Origin of the sequence: Paenibacillus tyrphae (assembly GCF_000722545.1) — a bacterium.
In the GTDB taxonomy this organism is placed as follows: Bacteria; Bacillota; Bacilli; order Paenibacillales; family NBRC-103111; genus Paenibacillus_G; species Paenibacillus_G tyrfis.
The window spans coordinates 34,802-58,306 of record NZ_JNVM01000033.1 but is presented as its reverse complement, the minus strand read 5'-3'; the positions used below and the strand labels follow the sequence as shown (position 1 = coordinate 58,306).

General features: G+C 57.1%; 18 protein-coding genes and 1 other annotated feature. Of the genes, 16 read left to right on the top strand and 2 right to left on the bottom strand.

The genetic code is table 11. The annotated features are described in order from the left end of the window. The 9 genes from ccsA to hemL all read left to right on the top strand — a co-directional run bounded on the left by ccsA (position 1) and on the right by hemL (position 10,133). Positions 1-825, top strand: coding sequence for a cytochrome c biogenesis protein CcsA (gene ccsA, locus ET33_RS29705; protein ID WP_036690635.1), 825 nt, complete (start codon positions 1-3; stop codon positions 823-825). 14 nt (positions 826-839) lie between these two features. Further along, on the top strand, positions 840-1,601 hold the full coding sequence (locus ET33_RS29700; RefSeq protein ID WP_051775803.1) for a precorrin-2 dehydrogenase/sirohydrochlorin ferrochelatase family protein: 762 nt from the start codon (positions 840-842) through the stop codon (positions 1,599-1,601). 69 nt (positions 1,602-1,670) lie between these two features. Continuing rightward, a complete protein-coding gene (gene hemC, locus ET33_RS29695; RefSeq protein WP_036690632.1) occupies positions 1,671-2,606 on the top strand; it encodes a hydroxymethylbilane synthase in 936 nt (311 codons plus the stop codon). A gap of 13 nt (positions 2,607-2,619) precedes the next feature. Next, positions 2,620-4,155, top strand: a complete 1,536-nt coding sequence (gene cobA, locus ET33_RS29690; RefSeq protein WP_036690630.1) for a uroporphyrinogen-III C-methyltransferase — start codon at positions 2,620-2,622, stop codon at positions 4,153-4,155. A gap of 3 nt (positions 4,156-4,158) precedes the next feature. Next, the gene (hemB, locus tag ET33_RS29685; protein WP_036690628.1) at positions 4,159-5,151 is read left to right on the top strand and encodes a porphobilinogen synthase; all 993 of its coding nucleotides are present in this window, start codon (positions 4,159-4,161) and stop codon (positions 5,149-5,151) included. A 194-nt stretch (positions 5,152-5,345) separates the two neighbouring features. Continuing rightward, on the top strand, positions 5,346-6,419 hold the full coding sequence (hemE, locus tag ET33_RS29680; RefSeq protein ID WP_036690626.1) for a uroporphyrinogen decarboxylase: 1,074 nt from the start codon (positions 5,346-5,348) through the stop codon (positions 6,417-6,419). A 1-nt stretch (position 6,420) separates the two neighbouring features. Further along, complete coding sequence (hemH, locus tag ET33_RS29675) at positions 6,421-7,365, top strand: ferrochelatase (RefSeq protein ID WP_036690625.1); 945 nt, start codon at positions 6,421-6,423, stop codon at positions 7,363-7,365. A 4-nt stretch (positions 7,366-7,369) separates the two neighbouring features. Then, positions 7,370-8,815, top strand: a complete 1,446-nt coding sequence (gene hemG / locus ET33_RS29670) for a protoporphyrinogen oxidase (RefSeq protein ID WP_036690623.1) — start codon at positions 7,370-7,372, stop codon at positions 8,813-8,815. A gap of 16 nt (positions 8,816-8,831) precedes the next feature. After that, the gene (gene hemL / locus ET33_RS29665; RefSeq protein WP_036690622.1) at positions 8,832-10,133 is read left to right on the top strand and encodes a glutamate-1-semialdehyde 2,1-aminomutase; all 1,302 of its coding nucleotides are present in this window, start codon (positions 8,832-8,834) and stop codon (positions 10,131-10,133) included. A gap of 83 nt (positions 10,134-10,216) precedes the next feature. Here the strand turns inward: hemL and ET33_RS29660 are convergent, their stop codons facing one another. Next, positions 10,217-11,932 (bottom strand): phosphodiester glycosidase family protein, encoded by a 1,716-nt coding sequence (locus ET33_RS29660; protein WP_235206852.1) that lies wholly within the window; start codon positions 11,930-11,932, stop codon positions 10,217-10,219. A gap of 205 nt (positions 11,933-12,137) precedes the next feature. Here ET33_RS29660 and ET33_RS39065 point away from each other — a divergent pair, with 205 nt between their 5' ends. The 7 genes from ET33_RS39065 (at position 12,138) to ET33_RS29625 (ending at position 21,986) form a co-directional block, all read left to right on the top strand. Further along, positions 12,138-12,305: a hypothetical protein gene (locus ET33_RS39065; protein WP_161783578.1), complete on the top strand. Its 168-nt coding sequence runs from the start codon at positions 12,138-12,140 to the stop codon at positions 12,303-12,305. Further along, a complete protein-coding gene (locus ET33_RS29650; RefSeq protein ID WP_036690620.1) occupies positions 12,302-13,174 on the top strand; it encodes an RluA family pseudouridine synthase in 873 nt (290 codons plus the stop codon). The genes ET33_RS39065 and ET33_RS29650 overlap by 4 nt, the downstream gene beginning before the upstream one ends. Positions 13,175-13,326: 152 nt before the next feature. Beyond that, positions 13,327-14,559, top strand: coding sequence for a LysM peptidoglycan-binding domain-containing protein (locus ET33_RS29645; RefSeq protein WP_036690618.1), 1,233 nt, complete (start codon positions 13,327-13,329; stop codon positions 14,557-14,559). A 119-nt stretch (positions 14,560-14,678) separates the two neighbouring features. After that, positions 14,679-14,931: a binding site (T-box leader), on the top strand. A 159-nt stretch (positions 14,932-15,090) separates the two neighbouring features. Next, positions 15,091-17,760: a valine--tRNA ligase gene (locus ET33_RS29640; RefSeq protein ID WP_036690616.1), complete on the top strand. Its 2,670-nt coding sequence runs from the start codon at positions 15,091-15,093 to the stop codon at positions 17,758-17,760. Positions 17,761-17,766: 6 nt separating this feature from the next. Next, entirely contained in the window at positions 17,767-19,146 is a 1,380-nt protein-coding gene (locus ET33_RS29635; RefSeq protein ID WP_036690611.1) for a bifunctional folylpolyglutamate synthase/dihydrofolate synthase, read from the top strand. A gap of 8 nt (positions 19,147-19,154) precedes the next feature. Continuing rightward, the gene (gene murC, locus ET33_RS29630) at positions 19,155-20,534 is read left to right on the top strand and encodes a UDP-N-acetylmuramate--L-alanine ligase (RefSeq protein WP_036690926.1); all 1,380 of its coding nucleotides are present in this window, start codon (positions 19,155-19,157) and stop codon (positions 20,532-20,534) included. Positions 20,535-20,672: 138 nt separating this feature from the next. Continuing rightward, positions 20,673-21,986 (top strand): hypothetical protein, encoded by a 1,314-nt coding sequence (locus tag ET33_RS29625; protein ID WP_036690609.1) that lies wholly within the window; start codon positions 20,673-20,675, stop codon positions 21,984-21,986. Between the two features lie 96 nt (positions 21,987-22,082). Here ET33_RS29625 and ET33_RS29620 read toward each other — a convergent pair whose 3' ends face one another. Then, entirely contained in the window at positions 22,083-23,411 is a 1,329-nt protein-coding gene (locus tag ET33_RS29620; protein WP_063761701.1) for an N-acetylmuramoyl-L-alanine amidase, read from the bottom strand. Positions 23,412-23,505 lie beyond the last annotated feature (94 nt).

The following is a 23,505-nucleotide window of genomic DNA, read 5'->3' as shown; positions in this document are numbered from 1 at the left end:
ATGGTCACTCAAACCTGGTTGTACGATGTCATTTTATATATTTATGCCCTGAGCCTCCTGTTTTACTTCTCGGACTTTGTCGGTCCGAACCGAAGTGCAAAGCGGATGGGGACAGGGTTGCTTTCTTTTGTATGGGTGCTGCAAACCGCCTACTTAATCTACAGCTTGGTCACGCACGGCAAGCTGTCGGCGTTTTCCATGTTCGAAACGCTTTTTATTTTATCCTGGCTGCTTGTGACTGTCTCGCTGATCGTGAACCGCTTTTTCCGGATCGAGCTGTTTGTGTTTTTGGTAAACGTGTTCGGATTCGCGACGTTTGCGCTTAACGTCTTCAGCCGGCCGGGGCTGGCGCCAACCTTGGCGCATTGGAACATTAATGATGAGCTGCTGTTCATTCATATTACGTTCGCGATTTCCGGCTATGTCGCATTCGTCGTATCCGCCATTTTTTCCGGCATGTACTTGTTCCTGCACCGCAAGCTGAAGGAGAAGCAGTGGTCGCAGCAAATGCTGCGGCTGCCGAGCTTGGAGAATACGGACCGTTACGCGTTTGTTTCCGTAGTCATCGGAGCTCCGCTTCTGCTGCTTACGCTGTCGCTTGGGATCGTTTGGATCGCGCTTGAGGGCGATTTGATGCTGTTTTTCGATCCGAAGGTGCTGAATTCCTGGTTCGTGCTGTTGGCTTATATTTTTTATTTGTTTCAACGGTTGGTGATGAAAGCGGCGGGCAACCGGCTGGCGTTGTGGAATTTGGCCGCGTTCGTCATTACGCTGCTTAACTTTTTGTTGGCTAATCAATATTCGAACTTCCACCAATGGTCCTAAAGGGGGCGTAGGAAATGACGAAAGCTGGCGAAGGAAGGCTCCCGGGGCCGTCCCCCGGCGTCAAATCCTACTATCCCGCTATGCTCGATCTTGTAGGGCGGCCATGCGCCGTTATCGGCGGCGGCCGGGTGGCGGAGCGCAAGGCACGCGCGCTCCTAGAGGCGGGGGCTCACGTCACCGTCGTGAGCCCTGTTTTTACGCCGCAGCTGGAAGCGTGGGCGGCCTTGGGCGCGGTGCGCGCGCTGCGCGAGCGGTACGCGCCCGGCCTGCCCGCGCTGGCCGAGGCGCGGCTGGTGTTCGCGGCCACCGACGATGCGTCGGTGAACGCGCAAGTCTGCGCCGAGGCCGAGGCGCTCGGCAAGTTCGCGAACGCGGCCGACGACGGGGCCGGCGGCGGTTTTCTCGTCCCGGCTGCGGTCCGGCGGGGACGATTGACGCTTGCGGTGTCCACCGCAGGCGCAAGCCCTTGCCTAGCCGCGGCGCTGCGCCGCAGGCTGGAGGAAGCGTTCGGCGAAGAGTATGCGCCGTACGTAGAGCTGCTCCACGAGCTGCGCGGCATCGTACAGCAGGCCGTCCCGGAAACGGGCGAGCGGCAGGAGCTATTCCGCGGCATGCTGGAGTGGGAGCTGCTGCCGCTGCTCCGAAGCGGCAGCGCGGATCCGGCGGAGCTGCGCGCCGAGCTGGCGCGCAGGGTGCTGCAAGATCCGACGCCGGAAGGCATGGAAATGATCGACAACTGGTTGCGTGTAGAGGCGCAGCGATTGGGATATGACTGAGTACAGCGGTACATAGCGAATATAGCACTTCCGACTTTGCAGGGAGAAGATAAGGGGTTGACTTCACGCATGCGCACCATCGTAGTAGGCACCAGACAAAGCGCGCTTGCTTTGACGCAAACCGGACAGGTGATCGATCACCTGCGCGAGCTTTGCAAGCGGCACGGCATCGAAGCCGAATTCGAGCTGAAAAAAATCGTCACCAAGGGCGACCGGATTCTGGACGTCACGCTTTCGAAAGTCGGCGGAAAGGGCTTGTTCGTGAAGGAAATCGAGCAGGCACTTCTCGACGGCGAATTGGATCTCGCGGTACACAGCATGAAGGATATGCCCTTCGAACTACCTGAGGGACTTGTGGTTGGCGCCGTTCCTCTGCGGGAAGATCCGCGCGACTGCTTGATCACGCGGGACGGCCGCGGGCTCGACGACTTGCCTCAGGGCGCCAAGGTCGGGACCAGCAGCCTGCGCCGGGCTTCCCAGCTGCAGCATTACCGTCCCGACTTACATATTGAGTCGATCCGCGGCAATATCGACTCGCGGCTGCGTAAGCTGGAAACGGAAGGCTTCGATGCGATCCTGCTCGCCGCCGCCGGATTGCACCGGATCGGTTGGCAGGACCGCATCAGCGCTTACCTACCGCCGGAGCTGTGCCTGCCGGCAGTCGGACAAGGCGCATTATGCATCGAATGCCGCGGCGATAACGAATTTGTGCTCGACCTGTTATCCAAGTACAAGCACGAACCGACGGCCGTGGCCGTTGCTGCGGAGCGCAGCTTCTTGGGCCGTTTGAACGGCGGCTGCCAAGTGCCGATCGGCGCCCACGCACATTTGACGGAAGAAAGCGGGCCGTCGATTGTACTGACCGGCATGGTCGGATCGCCGGACGGCAAGCGGGTGCTGAAAGAGACGATGACCGGAAATGACCCGCAGCAATTGGGTCTGCAACTGGCGGAAGCGTTAATTGCGAAAGGTGCTGCCGAACTGCTTGCATTAGCTGAAGAATAGGGGAGAAGCGGTTGTGAACAAGGGTGTCGTTTATCTTGTCGGTGCCGGACCGGGAGATCCGAAGCTGATTACGCTGAGAGGCTTAGAAGCGATTCAGCGGGCCGACGTAGTTGTCTATGACCGATTGGCCAGCCCCCGTCTGCTCAAACATATGAAGGCCGGGGCAGAGAAAATTTTTGTCGGCAAACTGCCGGATAAACATATGATGAAGCAGGAAGAGATCAGCCGCCTGCTCGTCGATTTGGCGCTGCAAGGAAAAACGGTGACACGGCTCAAGGGCGGAGATCCGAGCGTATTCGGGCGCGTAGGTGAAGAAGCGGAGCTGCTCACGGAGCACGGAATCCGCTTCGAGATCGTACCCGGCATCACGTCCGCGATCGCCGTCCCCGCTTATGCAGGCATCCCGGTGACGCACCGCGATTTTACTTCGTCCTTTTCGATCGTAACCGGTCATGAATATAAAAATAAAACGTACTCCCAAGTGAATTGGGATAACTTGGCGCAAGCCTCCGGCACGTTGATCTTTTTGATGGGTGTCGCCAATCTGGAGCAGATCACCACGGAGCTGATCCGCGGAGGGAAATCGCCGCAAACGCCGGTCGCCCTGATCCGGTGGGGCACTTGGATGGAGCAGGAGACGCTAACGGGTACGTTAACGGATATTGTCGACAAGGTAAAAGCCGCAGGCTTCCAATCCCCGGCCGTCACCATTGTCGGCGAAGTGGTCAAGCTGCGCGACAAGCTGGCCTGGTTCGAAACCAAGCCTTTGTTCGGCCGGCGTATTCTGGTTACCCGGGCGCGCAGTCAGGCGAGTGAGCTGTCCTCGCAAATCGACGAGCTTGGCGGGGAAGCCGTCGAGTTTCCGGTTATACGCACCCGGCCGCCATCCCGTCCAGAAGCGCAAGCGGCGCGGGACGAAGCGTTGAAGCGCCTTTCTACATTCGATTGGGTCCTGTTCACGAGCGCGAACGGCGTCGAATTTTTTATGGAGCGGCTTCGAGAGCTTCGGCTCGACATTCGGGCACTAGGGAATGCCCGCTTGGCGGCGGTCGGTCCGAAGACAGCGGCTGCTTTAGCGCAGTGCGGATTGCTGGCGGAGGTCGTCCCTTCGGAATTCGACGGGGACGCTTTACTGGACGCCATCGCTCCCGAGCTGCATCCGGGACAGAACGTGCTGCTTGCGACGGCGGATATCGCCAGGGCGTACTTGCCCGAACAATTGCGGGAGCGCGGTTTGAACGTAGCCAAAATCGACATCTACGAAACGGTACTAGATACCGAGGGCGGCTCTGAGATTATCGAGCTGCTGAAGCAAAACATGCTGCACATCGTTACTTTTACCAGTTCCTCGACGGTTACGAATCTGCTGCGTGCGCTTCAGGAGCTGGGCGAGACGGAACCACTCAAGCTGCTGCAAGGGTGCAAAATCGCTTGTATCGGTCCGAGAACGGCGGGCACCGCGCAGGAAGCGGGACTTCAGGTCGATTATTTGGCCAAGGAAGCGACCGTTGCTTCCCTGGTTCAGTGCTTATACGAGAAGGAGGAGTAAACCATGAGTTTTCCACTTGTACGAAACCGGCGTTTGCGGAACTCGGCTGCGCTTCGGAATTTGGTAAGGGAGCATACCGTTACGCTGGACGACTTGCTCTATCCGATATTTGTGACGCACGGAACGAATATTAAAGAAGAAATCAGCTCGATGCCAGGCGTCTACCACTTCTCGCTCGACCGGCTTGAAGAGGAAATCCGCGAAATTGTCGAGCTGGGCTTGCCGGCCATTGTGCTCTTCGGCGTGCCGCATGAGAAAGACGCGCATGCCAGCTCGGCCTACGATCCGAACGGCGTCGTTCAACAAGCGTCGCGCTTAATCAAAACATGGGCTCCGGAGCTGCTTATTGTTGCCGATACTTGCCTATGCCAGTTCATGGACCACGGCCATTGCGGCGTCGTTCATTACGACGAGGCGAAAGGCCGCGCTGAGGTGCTGAACGATGCGTCGCTGGACCTGTTGGTCAAAACGGCGGTTTCACAGGCAGAAGCCGGCGCCGATATTATCGCGCCGTCGAACATGATGGACGGCTTCGTCTACGCGATCCGTCAAGGACTTGACGAAGCCGGCTACGAGCAGGTGCCGATCATGTCGTACTCCGTGAAGTACGCTTCGTCGTTCTACGGTCCGTTCCGCGAAGCGGCACATTCAACGCCGCAGTTCGGCGACCGCAAAACGTACCAAATGGACCCGGCCAACGTCCGGGAAGCGCTGCGCGAAGCGGAATCCGACGTAGCCGAAGGTGCAGACATGCTGATGGTCAAGCCGGCTCTGGCGTATATGGACGTCGTTCGCGCGCTCCGCGAAAATTTCAATCTGCCGCTCGTGGTCTATAATGTGAGCGGGGAATACTCCTTGGTGAAAGCTGCCGCCCTGCAGGGCTGGGTCGACGAGAAATCGATCGTTATGGAGACGATGACCGGATTTAAGCGGGCCGGCGCCGACATGATCATTACTTATTTTGCCAAAGATATCGCTCGCTGGCTCCGGAACTAACTGCGGCCACGATACGCAATGATGAAGAAGACCGTTCCGCTATCCGGCGTTTCTCCCGGAGCGGAGCGGTCTTTTGCATAGCGGCACTGTCAAACTTTTGTCGGAAACTGTAGCCTGACACACGTTGTTACCTGGTTTCAAATAGGGCATAATGGGAAGTAGACTATGGGAGTTTACGGAAAAGAGGTTGCATCATGAATTATAACGATACGTTTATTCGAGCTTGTCGGAAACAGTCTGTCGAGACGCTGCCCGTATGGTATATGCGTCAAGCCGGCCGTTACGATCCCGAATACCGGAAAATTAAAGAGAAATACAGCCTGCTAGAAATTTGCAAGCAGCCGGAACTGGCCGCGGAAGTCACTTTAATGCCGGTCAAAAAGCTGGGTGTGGATGCGGCGATCTTATATTCGGACATTATGAATCCGGTCGCTTCCATCGGCATTGATTTTGATATCGTCAAAAATGTCGGTCCGGTCATCGACAATCCGATCCGCTCGGCGGCGGATGTGAACAAGCTGAAGCCGATCCAGGTGGAGCAGGATTTGCCGCATATTTTGCGGACGATTGAGATTTTGGCGGCCGAGCTGAAGGTGCCGCTGATTACATTTGCCGGCGCGCCGTTTACGATCGCAAGCTACCTGATCGAAGGAAGGCCGTCCAAAAGCTATATCCGCACGAAAGGATTAATGTACGGAGAGCCGGAGGTATGGTTCAAGCTGATGGATAAGCTTGGCGATATGGTGATCGCTTATCTGAAAGCGCAGATTGCCGCAGGAGCGAAAGCAGTGCAGCTTTTCGACAGCTGGGTCGGCGCGTTGTCCCCCGTTGATTTCAAAACGTACGTTCTGCCGACGATCCGCCGTATTTTCGCGGAACTGAAGCATCTGGAGCAGCCGAAAATTTATTTCCCGGGTGTCAGCTCCGGCGAATTGCTGCCTTATCTGCAAGGCATCGATGCCGACGTCATCGGTCTCGATTGGCGCGTGTCGATCTCGGAGGGCCGCAGAAGAGTGGGCTCGTTCTATGCGGTGCAGGGCAATCTCGATCCGTACGTATTGACCGCTCCGATGTCCGTCATTCAGGCGCAAGCTAAGGCGATTATTGACGAGGGCATCCGGGAACCGGGCTATATTTTCAATCTGGGTCACGGACTGTTCCCGGAAGCTTCGTTGGAAAAGCTGAAAGAACTGACGGATTTCATTCACGACTATTCTCGTCAAGCTCTGAAAGCGCAAGGCTGGACGAAACAGGAAAGCGGTGTATAGCATGAGCGTTGCGCAGCAAAAACGGATCGGTGTTCTGGTCATGTCTTACGGAACGCCGGAAAGCCTCGATCAAGTGGAAGCTTATTATACGCATATTCGTCGCGGGAATCCTCCGACTCCAGAGCAGCTCAAGGATTTGACCGATCGCTACGAAGCGATTGTGGGAGGCTTTTTCCCGCTTCGGGAAAATACGGATAAGCAGGTGCAAGCACTGGAAGCCCGGCTGAACGAGAAATACCCGGACACGACGTTCGTATGCTATCAAGGGCTGAAGCACGCGTCTCCGTTCATAGAGGACGGCGTGGAGCGGATGGTGCAGGATGGGATAACGGAAGCCGTCGGCGTCGTGCTGGCGCCGCATTATTCAGTCATGAGCGTGGGCGGCTACATCAAGCGCGCGCAAGAGAAGGCGGATTCACTAGGGCTTTCGATGCGTTTCGTGAAAAGCTATCATCTTCATCCGGCGCTGATCGAAGCGCTTGTGCAGCGGGTGGAGGAAGGCTTGAACCGGTTCGAGGGTGTGGCGAAGGACGCGGTCAAAGTGATTTTTACGGCGCACAGCCTGCCTGAAAAAATTCTTGAAATGAAAGACCCGTATCCCGATCAGCTATTGGAAACGTCCAAAGCGATAGCCGAGCGATGCGGCATTACCCATTGGCAGTTCGGATGGCAAAGCGCCGGACAAACTGGCGTGCCTTGGCTTGGGCCCGATATTCTCGACGTCCTGCATACCGCGAAAAAAGAGAAGCAGGCGGAGCGTGTGCTAATTTGTCCGATCGGGTTTGTATCCGATCATCTGGAAGTGCTGTACGATCTCGATATTGAAGCGCAGAAGACGGCACGGGAGCTCGGACTGCGGCTGGAACGCACCCGTTCGCTCAATACCGATCCGCTGTATATGGAAACGTTAAGCGACGTCGTTTACGCGCAGACCGAGAGGGATTGAGACGATGGAGGAGAACCGAAGTCCGAAACATGTGGTTATCGTTGGCGGCGGGATTACGGGCTTGAGCGCCGCTTTTTATTTAAAACAAAGCGCTGAGCAGTCTGGGGCGCCCTTGAAAATAACGATCATGGAAAAGGGCGATTCGTTCGGCGGCAAAATTCAAACGCTGAAGCGCGACGGGTTCGTCATTGAGAAGGGGCCGGATTCGTTTCTGGCCCGCAAGCTTCCGATGGTCGAGCTGACTCGCGAATTAGGCTTAGAGGATCAGTTGACCGGCATGAACCCGGACTCCCGAAAAACGTATATTTTGTCCGGCGGCAAGCTTCATCGGATGCCTCCCGGCCTGATGCTGGGCATACCGACCCAAATGGGGCCGTTCATGCGTACGGGACTGTTGTCATTGAGCGGCAAACTTAGGGCTGCGTTGGATTTAGTACTGCCGAAACGGACGTCGCCGGAAGACGAATCGCTCGGGCATTTCCTGGAGCGCAGGTTAGGCGTAGAAGTGCTCGGTCAGATTGCCGAGCCGCTGCTGGCGGGCATTTATGCCGGTAATACGTACAATTTGAGCTTGCGGGCGACCTTCCCGCAATTTCATGCAATTGAGCAGAAGCATCGCAGCTTGATCCTCGGGATGATGAAGAACCGCAAGACAGGCGGCGAAGAAAGCCGTACGCTTCCCGAGGTGGCGCGCAATACGATGTTTCTTTCCTATAAGGAAGGGCTTGAAACGATCGTTCACGGCTTAATTGATGCGCTCGACAACGTGCGGTTCGTCAAGCAGTGCGGAGTGGCCCGGATCGAGCAGGCCGACGACGGGTACCGCGTGATCCGCGAAGACGGTTCGGTCGAGGAAGCGGACGGGGTTATCGTAGCGCTGCCGGCTCACGGCATCTCCAAGCTGCTCGGCTCGTCGTTCCCTGAGGTCAAAGAGCTGGACCGGATCGAGTACGTGTCGGTTGCCAACGTGATTCTCGCTTTTGACGAAAAAGAGCTTGGGCGCGAGCTCGACGGTTCGGGCTTCCTCGTCCCTAGACGGGAAGGGCGTTTCATTACCGCATGTACGTGGACGTCCAAAAAGTGGCTGCATACCGCACCGAGTGGCAAAGTGCTGATGCGCTGCTATATCGGGCGTTCCGGCGACGAACGTTGGCAGGACATGTCGGAGGATGAGATCATCCGCGCGGTAAGGCACGACTTGAAGGAAGTTATGGGGATTACGGCAGAGCCTTTGTTTACGGAAATGACGAAGCTGATGCATTCCATGCCGCAGTATCCGGTAGGTCATCTGGACCTTATTCGCGGAGTACGGCAGAGCCTGGCCGACAAAATGCCAGGCGTGCTGATCACCGGAGGCGCGTTTCTTGGTGTCGGACTGCCGGACTGTATTCGTCAAGGCAAGGAAGCGGCCAAGGAAATGACGGAGGGGCTGCAGGTATCCTCAAAATAGGTTAGGAGTGGAATGGATGAACGATCAGCGAAAACGTTCCGATGCGCGTTCGGAGCGGGCGTTCGAGGAAGCGAAGCAAGTGATTCCGGGCGGAGTCAACAGTCCGGTTCGCGCGTTTAAATCGGTTGGATTGACTCCCCTGTATATGCATAAAGGGAGCGGCTCGCACGTCTTCGATATCGACGGCAACGAATTTATCGATTACATCGGGTCATGGGGCCCGCTCATTATGGGACATGCCCACCCGGAGGTCGTCGAAGCGATCAAACGGACCGCAGAGCTTGGTACAAGCTTCGGCGCGCCAACGGAACTGGAAACCGAGATGGCGAAGCTGGTTATCGAAAGAATGCCTTCCATCGAGCTGGTGCGGATGGTCAGCTCCGGGACGGAAGCGACGATGAGCGCTCTCCGGCTTGCCCGCGGCTATACCGGAAGAAGTAAAATCCTGAAGTTCGAAGGATGCTACCACGGCCATGCGGACTCGCTGCTGATCAAAGCAGGGTCTGGGGTGGCCACCCTTGGATTGCCGGACAGCCCTGGCGTACCCGAAAGCGTAGCGGCTAACACGATTACAGTGCCGTACAACGATCTGGATTCGGTACGGACGGCTTTTGAACATTTCGGCGAAGACATTGCCGCCGTTATTGTGGAGCCGGTTGCCGGAAATATGGGCGTTGTGCCGCCGCTTCCGGGCTTCTTGGAAGGATTGCGGGAGGTCACGTCTTCCTACGGTAGTCTGCTGATCTTTGACGAGGTCATGACCGGCTTTCGCGTTGGCTTGAACAGCGCGCAAGGGCGGTTCGGCATTACGCCGGATCTTACCTGTCTGGGTAAAGTTATCGGCGGTGGGCTGCCGGTTGGGGCATACGGAGGCAAATGGGAGATCATGGAGCGGATTGCCCCGTCAGGCCCGATTTATCAGGCTGGAACTTTATCCGGTAACCCGCTGGCGATGGCTGCGGGGTATGCGACGCTTAAGCTGCTGGGAGCACCGGGCGTATATGAAGAACTGGAGCGTAAATCCGCCCGTCTGGAAGCAGGAATGCTTCAAAATGCCCGGGAGCTGGGCGTTCCGATCACGATCAACCGGATCGGCTCTATGGTCTGCCCGTTTTTTACCGACCAACCGGTGACCAATTACGAAACCGCCAAACAATCGGATTTGAACAAGTTCAACCGGTATTTTGGCTTGCTGCTCGACTACGGCGTCAGCATTCCGCCTTCCCAGTTCGAAGGCATGTTCGTTTCGGCAGCACATTCCGACGACGATATCGAGGCGACGATCGAGGCGCATTACCAAGCGCTCAAGCAACTATAATGTAAAACGGACGGCACGTCCACTCCTGAAGGAGGGGAACGTGCCGTCCGTTTGTTTTGCTGCTACAGATTTATGTAAAACGATCATGGTGTTTTGGCCGGCGGTACAGTTGTACCTGAGGCCGATTGGTTAGGCGTTTGATTTTGCTGAGGGGGTGGCGTCGGCGTTGTAGCCGGTGCTGTCGTCTCAGCCGGTTTCTCGGTCGTCTTGGCCGGTGTGCCGCTTCCGGTTCCCGGGGCCGGGGCTCCGGCGGAAGAGTTCGGGGCGGTTCCTGTAGAACCGTTCCCGCCTCCTCCTGCCGTACCGCTGCCTTGGGAAGAACCGGAGCCGGCAGCCCCGCTGCCGCCGGTTCCTCCTTGGCCGGAAGTGCCGCCGTTCGGCGTTACCGACCCGCTGCCCGCGCCCGTCGGCGGATTGCCCTGGCCGCCGTCCGACTTGCCGTGATCTGCTGCTCCCGTACTTGAACCGGAATTATTTCCCGTGCCGGGAACACCAGGCTTTTCAGTACCCGGCTCTTTGGTTGCATTGCCGCCGGGTTTCACGCTCTCGCCTTTCTCCGTACCCGTCTTGCCCGTTTCGTTCGTTTCCGCTTTATTTCCCGCCGGCTTGTTTGTTTCCGGCTTTGTATCGGTTTTCGTCTTCGTCTTATCGGTATCCGTCTTTGTAGGCGGTGCCGGGTTTTGCTGCTGCTTGGCCCGCTTTTCGGCCTGCTCGCGCAGGAAGTCCGGGTGGTCGTAAGAGCCGCCCGCATCGATTTTGTCGATGCCGTCCCAGACGCGATCCGCTTTAACCGACGTAGGATCGTCGTAGACCAGAAACGCGTTAGGCAATCTGCGCTCGCCGTAACGGCTCGATGGCTTGGTAAGCAGCTCCCCGTCGACAACGAGCTCGGACGAAGCGCCTCCGTCCAGGTTGCCTGCATTGATGCAGCCTTCCTCCAACAGAAGGTCCTGCACTTCCTTAAGCGTAGCGCCTACGCTGTGCGCCTGCCGTCCGTCGATAACGATGAATATGACGGTGCCGTCCGCTTTTTGTCCGACAGCCGTTCGCGGTCCGCGACCCCAGCCGCCGTCGCCGCTTGTGATCAGCGGCTTGCCGTTGGCGATCAGACGCGGGTGAAACGAAACGGCGTCCGAGATGCCCATCTCGCGCAGTTCGAAAATATTGTATTTTCCGACGACGAGAATCCCTTCCTTCGTAAAGCCGACGATGTGCTGCGGAATGCTGCCGTCCTGATCCGTATAAATGACCTCGCCGCCGGAGATAATGGCGCCAAACGCCGCAAATCCGTTCCCGAGACCTTCCGGATCGTCGAAACCGCCGCCATTGACACCGGCCACGGCTCCTGTACGCTTGACCATCGAGGTGATTTTCTCGCCTTCGCCGGATTTGGGAGGCGTCATGACACGAATCGTCTTTGGATCATAGACGTACATCTTTTTGCCTTGCCAAAACTTTCCTGAAATATCTTCGACCTTAATCAGTTCGTCGATCGAACGGGCTTTGCCCTGATGATTGCGAATTTTGATCAAGCTGCTGTCCTGCTTTTCGCGCGCAGCTTCCTCATTGAAGTCCTGCAATCGCTTGACCATCAAATCGCGCTGCTCCGCGCCGACGAAAATCCATGCCCAGCTCCGGTGCTGCGTCGTAATGACCGTTTCTGCTAGCCACTCTCTGATCTGGCCTCCCGGCGGGGTCAGAAATAAAAAGCTGGACGTTAAAAAAGTCAACACCGTGAAATAAAAAAGCACCTTTTTCCAACTACTCCAATGTCGTATCGCTTGCAGAGCCCTGCTCAATGTTTTAACCTCTCCCATGCGTAAATTAAGGCATTTCGTGTCGAATTTTTTTTGCTTTTTTCCTATGCTATTCTATCATATGAAAAGAAGATTTAACAACTTTCGCTAGATTGTAAGATCAGGCGGAATTGGCATTGTAACCGCTTTGCGTTCGCCGTGAAGGATTGATAGAATGACCATAAGCTATACATTGGAGGAAGCGCTCATGTTAAATCGGTACAGCCTATTCGGTACCACGCTCGAATTGATCGTTGTGGCGGGCGTGTTTTTCATTTTGTTTGCAGGAATCGTTCTGACGGCATGGCTGCAATGGGGACGCCGGAAGAAGTGGGCGGCATCCGTAGCGGACCAATCCAAGTGGAGGCTGCCATGACCGCATGGCGCCGCAAAGGCCAGTGGTTGGAATGGACGGCGAACGCCGAGCCTTCGACTTTGGAGGAAGTGAAGGCGCTTCTGCCGGATGCGATCGACGAGCGGACGCTGAAGAAGCTCTGGAGCGCCTCGGGCGTCGAAATTCAGGGACGCCGCATTTTGCTGCGGCTGTTCCCCGAGGAATCGCTGCAATATATGCCGGAATGGACGGGGATAGAAGTATTGTTCGAAGACGACTTTTGCCTCGTGGCGGATAAGTCGGCCGGGATGAAGGTGCATCCGACCGGGGAATCGGAGGGCGGAACGCTGCTCCATGCGGTCGGCTGGCATCTGGAGTCGACGGGGCAGTCGTGCCGGCCCCGGCACATTCACCGGCTTGACGAAGATACGACCGGTCCGGTGCTGATGGCCAAGTGTCCCTGGGCGCAGGTCCGATTGGACGAAGCGATGCGGGAGAAAAAGGTTGAGCGGACCTACGTGGCTCTGGTGCACGGGCGTCTCTCTCCGAACCGAGGCCGTGTGGATGCGCCCATCGGCAGGGACCGGCATCACGCGACGCGCCGGCGCGTCTCTCCCGGGGGCGAACGGGCCGTTACCCATTACGAGGTCGTGGAGTCTTACCGTTCCACGACGCTTGTGCGGCTCCGGCTCGAAACCGGACGGACGCATCAAATCCGCGTTCATCTGAGCCATCTGGGTCATCCGTTGATCGGCGACACGCTGTACGGCGGACGGAGCGAGGGCATGAAGAGACAGGCGCTGCACGGCGAGCGGCTGACGTTTCCCCATCCGTGGAGCGGCGAAAGCATCGAAGTGCAGTCCCCGTGGCCCCCGGACTTTGTTGCATTGAATGAGCGATTGAAAAAATAGTAGTCATGCTCCTTCCCCTGAAGCCATATAAATTGTAGAGACGAAGGCATAGGGCCATCCTTTCTTTTTATGGTTATATCAGAATTTCGAACTCGCCGGAGCCGATGCGGGATTCTGTGGAAAAGGCAGGAATTACGGAGGGAGGATTTACATTGACGACGCAGCATAACGGATTACGCTTCGACATTTACGAGCGCGTGCATTTGTCCGAAGGGGCGATCGGCATTCAAGACTTGGAGGGGGTAGAGCTTGTTCCCCATATTCAGGTCATTCCACAAGGGGACCAAGCCCTGCTTCGCGGCAATCTGTTTTTGACCGGGACCTTTATCGATGAGCTGGGCCGCAGCGATCAAACGTTGGAGCATCTGATCCCGGTAGAGATTACGCTGCCGATGAACCGGGTTCAGCGGATGGAGGATATCGCCGTCGAAATCGAAAATTTTGACATCGATCTGCTGTCGTCCCGCAGCTTGAACATTACGGGAGTGCTGTCGCTCGCCGGTCTGGAGCTCGTGTCGGATGCGGACCAAGAGGCTTGGCGGGAAACGGAAAACGAAGTGGTGTTCGTTCACGAAGCCCGTGACCCACATACGGTTACTCCTGCGGCGACGACGGATGAGGCATTCGGGGACGTTTCCGGCTTTTTCGATTCGGCGGACCAAGCTCCGGCTGAAACGGAATCTTGGGAGCTGCGAAGCGAGAGGGTGGAGCCGACGAGCAAGCTGCCTGCGGGGCCGAAGGCGCAGAGCGCACCGCAACCTGCGCCCAATGTGCTTCAGGCGGCCCAGCAGAACGTACCGCAGCCTGCGCCGAATGTGCACCAAGAGGCTCAGCAGAACATCCCGCAGCCTGCGCCGATCGTACAGCAAGAGGCGCAGCAGAATATACCGCAGCCTTTGTCGAATGTAACTCCAGCTCCGCTGTCTGTTCAAGAACCGTCGAAAGGTCCGGAGACTTTAAAGCCGCAGGAAGCGCAAAAAACGCAAGAAGCCCCGACCGCGGCGACGGATAAAGATCTGAAGGTAGGCGTCGGCAGCAAAAAAACGCCCGAGCCGCTTTCGGCGCCCGCACCGCTTTACAAATCGTTCGGACTATCCAACTTGTTTAACCCCGGCTCTTCCCAAAAGGAAAAGCGCGATCCGGAAGAAACGATTGGGGAAGAATCGGAGTCTGTGGCGGAGAAGGTGGAATGGAAAAACCTGCTGCTCACTTCCAAAGGCGAAGAGCAAGGATTCAAAAGGCTCCGGCTGTGCATCGTGCAAAAGGAAGAGACATTGGAATCCATCGCTAAGCGCTACGATCTGAACCCTCGCGAAATCGCGCTTTACAACCGCCTCGGAGATAATGAAGTATCCGAAGGGCAGATCGTGTATATCCCGAAATGAAGCCGTTTTTACAAAAATTCCCTCGGTCGAGCCAAAACAGGCTTGGCCGGGGGGTTTTTTGGTTATACTTGTATTGACTCTGTCCTGACTATTGTTTATCATAGTACGCATAGATGCAAGCAAAAACGCGGAAAGGGAATAGTAGACAGCGAACCCTTCAGAGAGCGGAGCCGGCAAGAGCTGGAAGGTTCCGCAGGACGTACCTGTCGAAGTCGCCCCGGAGTTGTCGAATTGAAAGCGGAAGCTCTAGATTCGGCCGGTTACAGCCGTTATCTGTTCGAGTGCCGCACGGATGAAGGGAAGCCTCCAGCTTCTCGGAGCACGGGCGGAATGAAGGTGGTACCACGGAAGCGAGAGCCTTTCGTCCTTTGCGGCGGAAGGCTTTATTTGTTTGTCGCCGTTTCTCCGGCATAGAAATGTTTCGGATGCAAAGGAGATCGCCGCGCTCCTGCAGGTGATATTTCTCCGATGGTACGGTAAGGCTGAAAACTCAAAACAAATCACAATTATGTGCACTTGGAGGTTGCAGTGATGGAAGAAACCAAACAAGCGGCGCCGGAAACGGCTATGCCGACAACCTATGATCCGAAGGAAGCCGAGAAAAAGTGGTACGACTACTGGCTTAAGGGACAATACTTTAAAGCGGGTCAGCGTCAGGATGCGAAGCCATATACGATGGTTATTCCGCCTCCGAACGTCACCGGGATGCTGCATATCGGCCATGCGCTCGATTTTACGCTCCAGGATATTATGGCGCGGACCAAACGGATGCAGGGCTACGACGCCCTGTGGCTGCCCGGCTCCGACCATGCGGGCATTGCGACGCAGACGAAGGTGGAGCAAAAGCTCCGCGAGGAAGGCGTGACGCGGTACGATCTCGGCCGTGAGAAGTTTCTGGAAAAGGTGTGGGAGTGGAAGGAGCATTACGCAGAGACGATCCGCGAGCAGTGGGCCAAAATGGGCTTCTCGCTCGACTATTCCCGCGAACGTTTCACGCTGGACGAAGGGCTGTCCAAGGCGGTGCGCGAAGTATTCGTCCGCTTGTACGAAAAAGGGCTGATTTACCGCGGCAAATATATCATCAACTGGGACCCGGCCGCCCGCACGGCGCTTTCCGACATCGAAGTCGAATACAAAGAGGTGCAGGGCGCGCTGTATCATTTGAAATATCCGGTGAAGGACAGCGAGGAATTCATCGTCGTGGCGACCACTCGTCCGGAAACGATGCTCGGGGATACGGCCGTCGCGGTCCATCCTGAGGATGAGCGCTACAAGCACCTGATCGGTAAAACGCTTGTGCTTCCGATTATCGGCCGCGAAATTCCGATCGTCGGCGACGAATATGTCGAGAAGGATTTCGGCAGCGGCGCGGTAAAAATTACTCCGGCGCACGACCCTAACGACTTCGAGGTAGGCAGACGCCACGATCTTCCGCAGGTGCTTGTGATGGACGAATCCGGCAAAATGAACGAAAATGCCGGCAAGTATCAAGGCATGGACCGCTTCGACTGCCGTAAGCAGATTGTGGCGGATATGAAGGAACTCGGCGTGCTGATCAAAATCGAGGAACACGTGCATCAGGTCGGACACAGCGAGCGCAGCGGCGCCGTCGTGGAGCCGTATTTGTCCACGCAATGGTTCGTTAAAATGAAGCCGCTCGCCGAACGCGCGATCGAAGCGCAGAAGTCGGGCCAAGGCGCGAACTTCGTACCGGACCGCTTCGAGAAAATTTATTTGCATTGGATCGAAAATATTCGCGACTGGTGCATTTCCCGTCAGCTGTGGTGGGGACACCGCATTCCGGCCTGGTACTGCGGCGATTGCGGCGAAATGATTGTCTCCCGCGAGGATGCTTCCGTTTGTCCGCATTGCGGCGGCACGCATCTGTCCCAAGATAACGACGTGCTGGACACCTGGTTCAGCTCCGCGCTGTGGCCGTTCTCTACGCTCGGCTGGCCGGAGCAAACGGAAGATCTGAAGCGTTACTACCCGACCGCTCTGCTCGTGACGGGTTACGATATCATTTATTTCTGGGTGGCGCGGATGATTTTCAGCGGGCTCGAGTATACGAACCAAATTCCGTTCAAAGACGTGCTGATTCACGGGCTCGTCCGCGATGCGGAAGGGCGCAAAATGTCCAAGTCGCTCGGCAACGGCGTCGATCCGCTTGAGGTGATCGAAAAGTACGGCGCCGATGCCATGCGGTTTATGATTTCCACCGGCTCCACGCCGGGGCAGGATCTTCGCTTCCGCTGGGAAAAAGTCGAGCAGGCGCGCAACTTTGCCAATAAAATTTGGAATGCGTCGCGTTTCGTCCTGATGAATCTGGGCGATTTCAAAGCGTCGGATATCGATCTAAGCGGTGAGCTTGGTACGGCCGACCGTTGGATTTTGCACCGCTTGAACGAAACCGTCCGCGAAGTGACCCGACTGATCGATGCGTATGAATTCGGCGAAACCGGACGTCTGTTGTACAATTTCATTTGGGACGATCTGTGCGACTGGTACATCGAATTCAGCAAGCTGTCCTTGTACGGCAGCGACGAAGCGGCGAAGAAAACGACGAAATCCGTTCTGGCTTACGTGCTGGACCGCACGCAGCGCTTGATTCACCCGTTCATGCCGTTTATCAGCGAAGAAATCTGGCAGCATCTGCCTCATGAAGGGGAGACGATTACGCTTGCGGCGTGGCCGACCTTCGAGGCGCGCTTTGAAGCGGCGGACGCGGTGCGCGAGATGGAGCTACTGATGGATATCATCCGGACGGTGCGCAATATTCGTGCGGAAGTGAACGTGCCGATGAGCAAAAAGGTCGAGCTGCTCGTGAAGCCGGCCGGCGAAGAGGCACTAGCAATTCTGAAGCGCAATGAAGAATACGTGCGGCGTTTCAGCAACACGTCTGCGCTTTCCATCGAGCTTGGGCTTGTAACACCGGAAAAAGCGATGACGGGCATCGTGACCGGGGCGGAGCTGTTCTTGCCGCTTGCGGGGCTAATCGACATTGCTCAGGAAATAGCGCGTCTGGAAAAAGAGCTCACTACGCTGCACGGCGAAGTGGACCGGATCGAGAAGAAGCTGGCCAACCAAGGCTTCGTTGCCAAAGCGCCGGCCAAAGTCATCGACGAGGAGAAAGCCAAGCTCGCCGATTATGCGGACAAACGGGATAAAGTGTCGGCCCGGCTGGCCGAACTGAGAGGATGAGCCATCATGAGCGAAGCACAGCTAAGCGTTAACGAAGGGCCGTTCCGGACGGCCCGGGAAGCGATCGACTGGGTTGTCCGGTTTATTCCTCTGGCGGGAATCAAGCCTGGACTGGAGCGGATGGAGCGGCTCATGGAGCTGCTCGACCATCCTCACCGGCGTCTTAAGTTTATTCATGTCGCCGGTACGAACGGCAAGGGATCGGTTTGCGCCTATTTGACCGAAGTGATTCGCACATGCGGCTATGACGTGGGAACATTTACTTCTCCGTACATTGAAAGCTACAACGAGCGCATTCGGCTCAACGGGGTCAATATCCCGGACGAAGACCTGCTGAAGGTGATCAATAAAATCAAGCCGCTCGTCGATCAGGTTGCGGAGGAGTTTGGGCAGCCGTCGATGTTCGAGATCTCGACCGTGGTCGCGATCGAGTATTTTGCTCGCACCGCATATCCCGACTTTGTCGTCTGGGAAACGGGGCTCGGCGGACGGTTGGATTCGACGAATATCGTGACGCCGCTTGTCTCCGTCATTACGAATATCGGTCATGACCATATGGATTTTCTCGGCGATACGCTGGAAAAAATCGCGGCCGAGAAAGCGGCCATTATTAAGGCTGGCGTCCCGGTCGTAAGCGCCGTGGAGCAGCCGGAGGTCGTCCGGGTCGTCGAGGAAGCGGCGAAGGCCAAGAACAGCACGCTTTATTTGCTGGGCCGGGAGTTCCGTTATGAAACGATCTCGTCCAAGGAAAACGAGCAGACGTTTCGGTTTACCGGTACGTTCCGGGACATTCCAGACGCTGCTATCTCCATGAACGGACCTCACCAGTTGAAAAACGCGGCGGTGGCGTTAATGACGCTTGAGGTGCTGCGGCAATATTATGCGCTGATCGTGGAAGACGAGGATTTGCTTCGTGCGATGAAAGCGGCGCATTGGCCGGGGCGGCTGGAGTTGGTATCGCAGGGACCGCGCATTCTGATCGATGGCGCGCACAATCCCGAGGGGGCCGAGTCGCTTGCCGCTGCCTTGAAGGGAACGTATTCGTATAATAGGCTCCATTTTATGATGGGAATGCTGACGAACAAGAATCATACGGGCTATTTGAGGCATATACTACCAATAGTGGATACGCTTATCCTAACCGAGCCGAATTGGCTGAAAAAGGCCGCTGCCGAAGATCTGGCCGGACTGGCCAAGTCGCTTCTGGCGGAGTGCGGGAGGCACGACGTGGAAGTGATCGTGGAACCCGATTGGAAGACGGGGCTGGAGCGGCTTAAACGTATGACGGCACAGGACGACCTGGCTGTCGTCTCCGGCACGTTATATTTAATAGGGGACGTCCGTTCCTGGATCAAGCATCAATCCGATTCTGAAAAAGGCTGGTGAACGCAGGCGTGAATACATCGGAGCATATCCATTTTATCGGCATCGGCGGGTACGGCATGAGTGCCATTGCCAAGGTGATGCTGGAAATGGGCTACCAAGTTTCGGGATCCGATTTGGCGCAGCAGGAGCTGACGGAGAAGCTTGCGGCCAAAGGGGCGCAAGTGTTCATCGGGCATGAGGCGCAAAATGTGAAAGGCGCGGACGTCGTCGTATATTCCACGGCTTTGGCCAAGGATAATGTCGAAATGGTGGCGGCGGAGGAACTGAACATTCCGATACTGCACCGTTCGCAAATGCTGGCGAGACTGATGAACGCCAAAAAAGGCATCGCGGTTGCGGGCGCGCACGGAAAAACGACCACGTCGTCGATGATCGCGCTCGTACTTGACCGCTGCGGCTCGGACCCGACCTTCATCATCGGCGGGGAAATTATGAACGTGGGAAGCAACGCCAAGGCGGGCAAGGGCGATTGGGTCGTCGCGGAAGCGGACGAGAGCGACGGTTCGTTTTTGCAGTACCAGCCTGCCATTGCGTTGGTAAATAATATTGAAGCGGATCATCTGGAAAACTACGACGGCAATTTTGAAAATTTGAAAAAAGCCTATGCGCAGTTTTTGAGCCAAGTGAAAGAGGACGGCAAGGCCGTCGTATGCTTGGACGACCAATACTTGAAAGAGATGATCTCCAGCGTAAATAGCGAGGTCCTCACGTATGCGATCGAAGCGGAAGCCGATTTTACGGCTCGGAACATCGTTCTTGGCGACCGTAAAGTATCCTTCGATGTCATGCGCGGCGCCGAGGCGCTCGGAACGATTCATCTGTCCGTACCGGGCAAGCATAACGTCTACAATGCGCTCGCTACGCTGATTACTTGCATGGAAGCGGGGCTATCCTTCGACCGGATCGCGGAAGCGATTACCGAGTTTCGGGGAGCCAAGCGGCGTTTTCAGGTGCTCGGAGAAGTCGACGATATTCTGGTGATCGACGATTACGCGCACCATCCGACCGAAATCGAAGCGACGATTCAAGCGGCCAAGGCGACCGGCAAACGGATTGTCGCCGTATTTCAGCCTCAGCGCTACACGCGGACGTACTTTTTGTTTGAGCAATTCAGCCGCGCGTTTCCCGAGGCGGACGAAGTGATCATTACCGACATCTATTCACCGGCGGGCGAGAAGCAGATCGAAGGCATCGATTCCGCGAAGCTCGTCGAGCTGATTCGTCAGAACAGCAACGCCAACGTGCGCTATGTCCCGACCAAGGAGCAGGTGCAGACCTATTTGCTGAAGTCGGTGCGCCCCGGAGATTTGGTAATTACGATGGGCGCGGGAGACATATGGAAAGCGGCGGCCGGCCTTGCCGAGGCATTGACGGAACGCTTGGCTTAGCAGTATGAAACGAAAAACCTCCGGAACGCCGTTCTTTTTGAGCGGCGAAGCCGGGGGTTTTTTGCGTGCGACCGTTCTATTTGCGGACCGATTCTCATAGTCTAGTAATACGAATATGGACAAGGGAGAGTTGGCGCAATGAACAAGACCAAGATGACGTTTCGTTTCCACAAGGACGGGCAGCGGCATGAACGGCAGGAAACGGGGAGTGTGCCGCAGGTTATCCCCCTTCGATCGGAAGAATATACCGTCGTGGAGCAGCGGGCTGACGAAAGCCATGAGGAGCCGGACAAGCCGGACAAGCCGCCGGTTGAGAGCCGAAAAATAAGAGGACCGATGTGGACCGGACCTGCGCTTAACGAATATACGACTGATTTTGGCGGTTGGCAGAGCTCCTTTGAGACCGAGACGCACCGCGTGGAACAATTGATTCGCGAAACGGGCGGCGGCCGGTCGTTCGATCCGGAAACGGGTTACGTGGAGCGGCCGGATCCGACCGGCGGCATGGAGCGAACGCACCAGCCTTATACACAGGAGGAATCGGCCTATTTCAGGAGAACCCCGGGCAGCGGCTCTTGGCTTCGTATTACCGCTTCCGTCGCCGGTGCGGTTATAACGGGTGTCGCGTTCGGCTTTTTGGTCTTGTCGATGTTTTCGGGCGGTACGGACTCCGGCAAAACAAAGTCTCCAGGCGGCACGACAACGGCCCAGCAGGGGATGAAGGAAGCCGGGGCCGGAGGGATGATTTCCACAGGAGCGATGGCGGCCAAACCGGGCGGTGCGGATTCGGCAGCTCCGGCGAGCGGTTCTGTAATCGGCGTGCCGGTGCAGATCCCGGCGAAATCATATGCCGTTCTGCAAGGCGGAGTATTCAGCAGCGCGCAGGGAGCGGAGGCCGCGGCCGCGGATTTTCGCAAGAAAGGGCTGGCGGGAGCGGTAGAAGGGGGAGACAAGCACCCGGTCTATGTGGGAATGGCTGGAACCCGGGACGAAGTCTTGGGGCTGTCGCAAGCCTATCAGCAAAAAAACATCGAGGTGATCGTCAAAACACTCGATTTGCCGGCGGTGACGAAAGTCAAATGGAGCGGCAAGCAAGTGGATATGTTTTCCAACTATATGGCGCAAGGGGATAAGCTTGTGAAGCTCATTGCGGGACAAACGATCGCTCACACGGCCGAAGCCAAGCCGGAAGCGCTTGACGACAAAGTGCTGCAATCGATCAAGTCGACGCATCAAAGCTGGTCTCAGACGGCTGCCGCGGTCAGCGACGGTTTGGGCGAAGCCGGGAAGAAGGCGCTGCCCAAAATGAACAATTCCTTGAATACGGCCGTGGCGTCGCTTGAGGAATACAAGAAGAACCCGTCCCAAGCATTTCTGTGGCAGGCGCAAACGGCTGCCATGCAGTACATCGTGGCGGAGAAGGAACTGCTCCAAGCGGTTGCGCTTCCTTAAACCTACAAGCGGACATCGGCCGATGGGGGCGCATGGAAAAGCCGTCCGGACCGCTTTCGGTTCGGACGGCTCTTTCAATGGGTATAAAGGACTTGCTTACTTGCCGGTTGAAGTCCGGCCGGATGATGGCGGTTCAGGGGCCGTTTTCTTTGACGTTACGGCATCCGCCATATAGCGGTCAACCAGCGCGGCGGCTTCTGCGCGCGTGATCAGCCGTTCCGGCTCGAAGCGCTCCGCCGTTACGCCGTCGATCCAGCCGGCCCGCTTGAGGCTCGCGATGGGATCCGCGGCCCAGAAGTCCGCCTTCACGTCCCGGAACGGCGGCTGCGCGCCCGGAACCTGCGGCGCCTTCGCCAGCCGCTGAAACATCGCCGCCGCCTCCGCCCGGGTCACGGGCCGGTCGGGCCGCAGCGTGCCGTCAGGGTAGCCCTCCAGCACGCCGGCCTTCACCGCCCGGTCGAGGGCGGCGAAGGCCCAATGCCCCGCGCTCGCGTCGCGGTACGCGCCCGCGCCGGCCCCGGCGGCTCCGCAGCTCCCGCCGCCGTCGCCGTAAACCCCGCCGGTAACCGTGCCGTCACCGGCGCAGGCGCTCCCTGCCGGCTTCGCCGCCGGCAGGTCGAACACCCGCCCGAGCAGCGTCGCCCACTCCGCTCTCGTCAGCATCCGGCTGGGCTCGAATCGCCCGCCGGTGCCTTCAACCACGCCTTGCGCTTTCAGCCGCAGGACGGCGTCCTGGGCCCAGTGTCCCCGAAGATCGGGGAACACGCTGCTTTGCGGCGATATGTATGCTTCAATGCCGCGGGCAATCCCGAGCGCCATCGTCTGGCGCATCAACTCGCTGGCAAGCAGCTCCGCATCCGCTGCGTTCGAGAGAAACGCCGTCTCCACAAGAATGCTCGGCACCGTTCCCATCCGCACGACATATACCGCGCTGGGAACAAGCCCTTTGTTTTCCAGTCCCGTCGTTTGGACGAAGGCGTCCAGCACCTGCTGCGCCAGCTTGCGGCTCTCGGGCGTGAGCGCCTTCATCTCTTCGCTGGCGGGGTAGCTGCTCTGAGGGTAGGCGTTGTCATAATAAAGCACCATGGCCCCGCGTGCGTCTGCATTAAAATACGAATTCGCATGAACGGAGACGAACAGATCGGGCTGCTGTCCATTGGTGAAGTCTACGCGTCCCTTGAGCGAAATAAAATCGTCGGTATCCCGGGACATGGCCACCTCATAGCCCCGCTGGACAAGCAGATCCCGCAGCCGGCGGGCAATGTCCAGATTCACCGTTTTCTCCTGCAGGTCATTCACCCCGATGGCCCCGGAATCGGAGCCGCCATGTCCTGCGTCGACGACAATTTTTGCAGCCGAGGTATGCCCCGGCACCACCAGAAGGGCGAACGCGAGCAAAGCGGCCCGCATCCAAGGTTTTCGCATCTTCCGGCCCACTCCTTCCTTGATTCGGCTTCTATTGTACTGGCACTTCTTGCATCCGGTAAGCGGTAAAATATTCCTTCACGCGAAGAAGTCC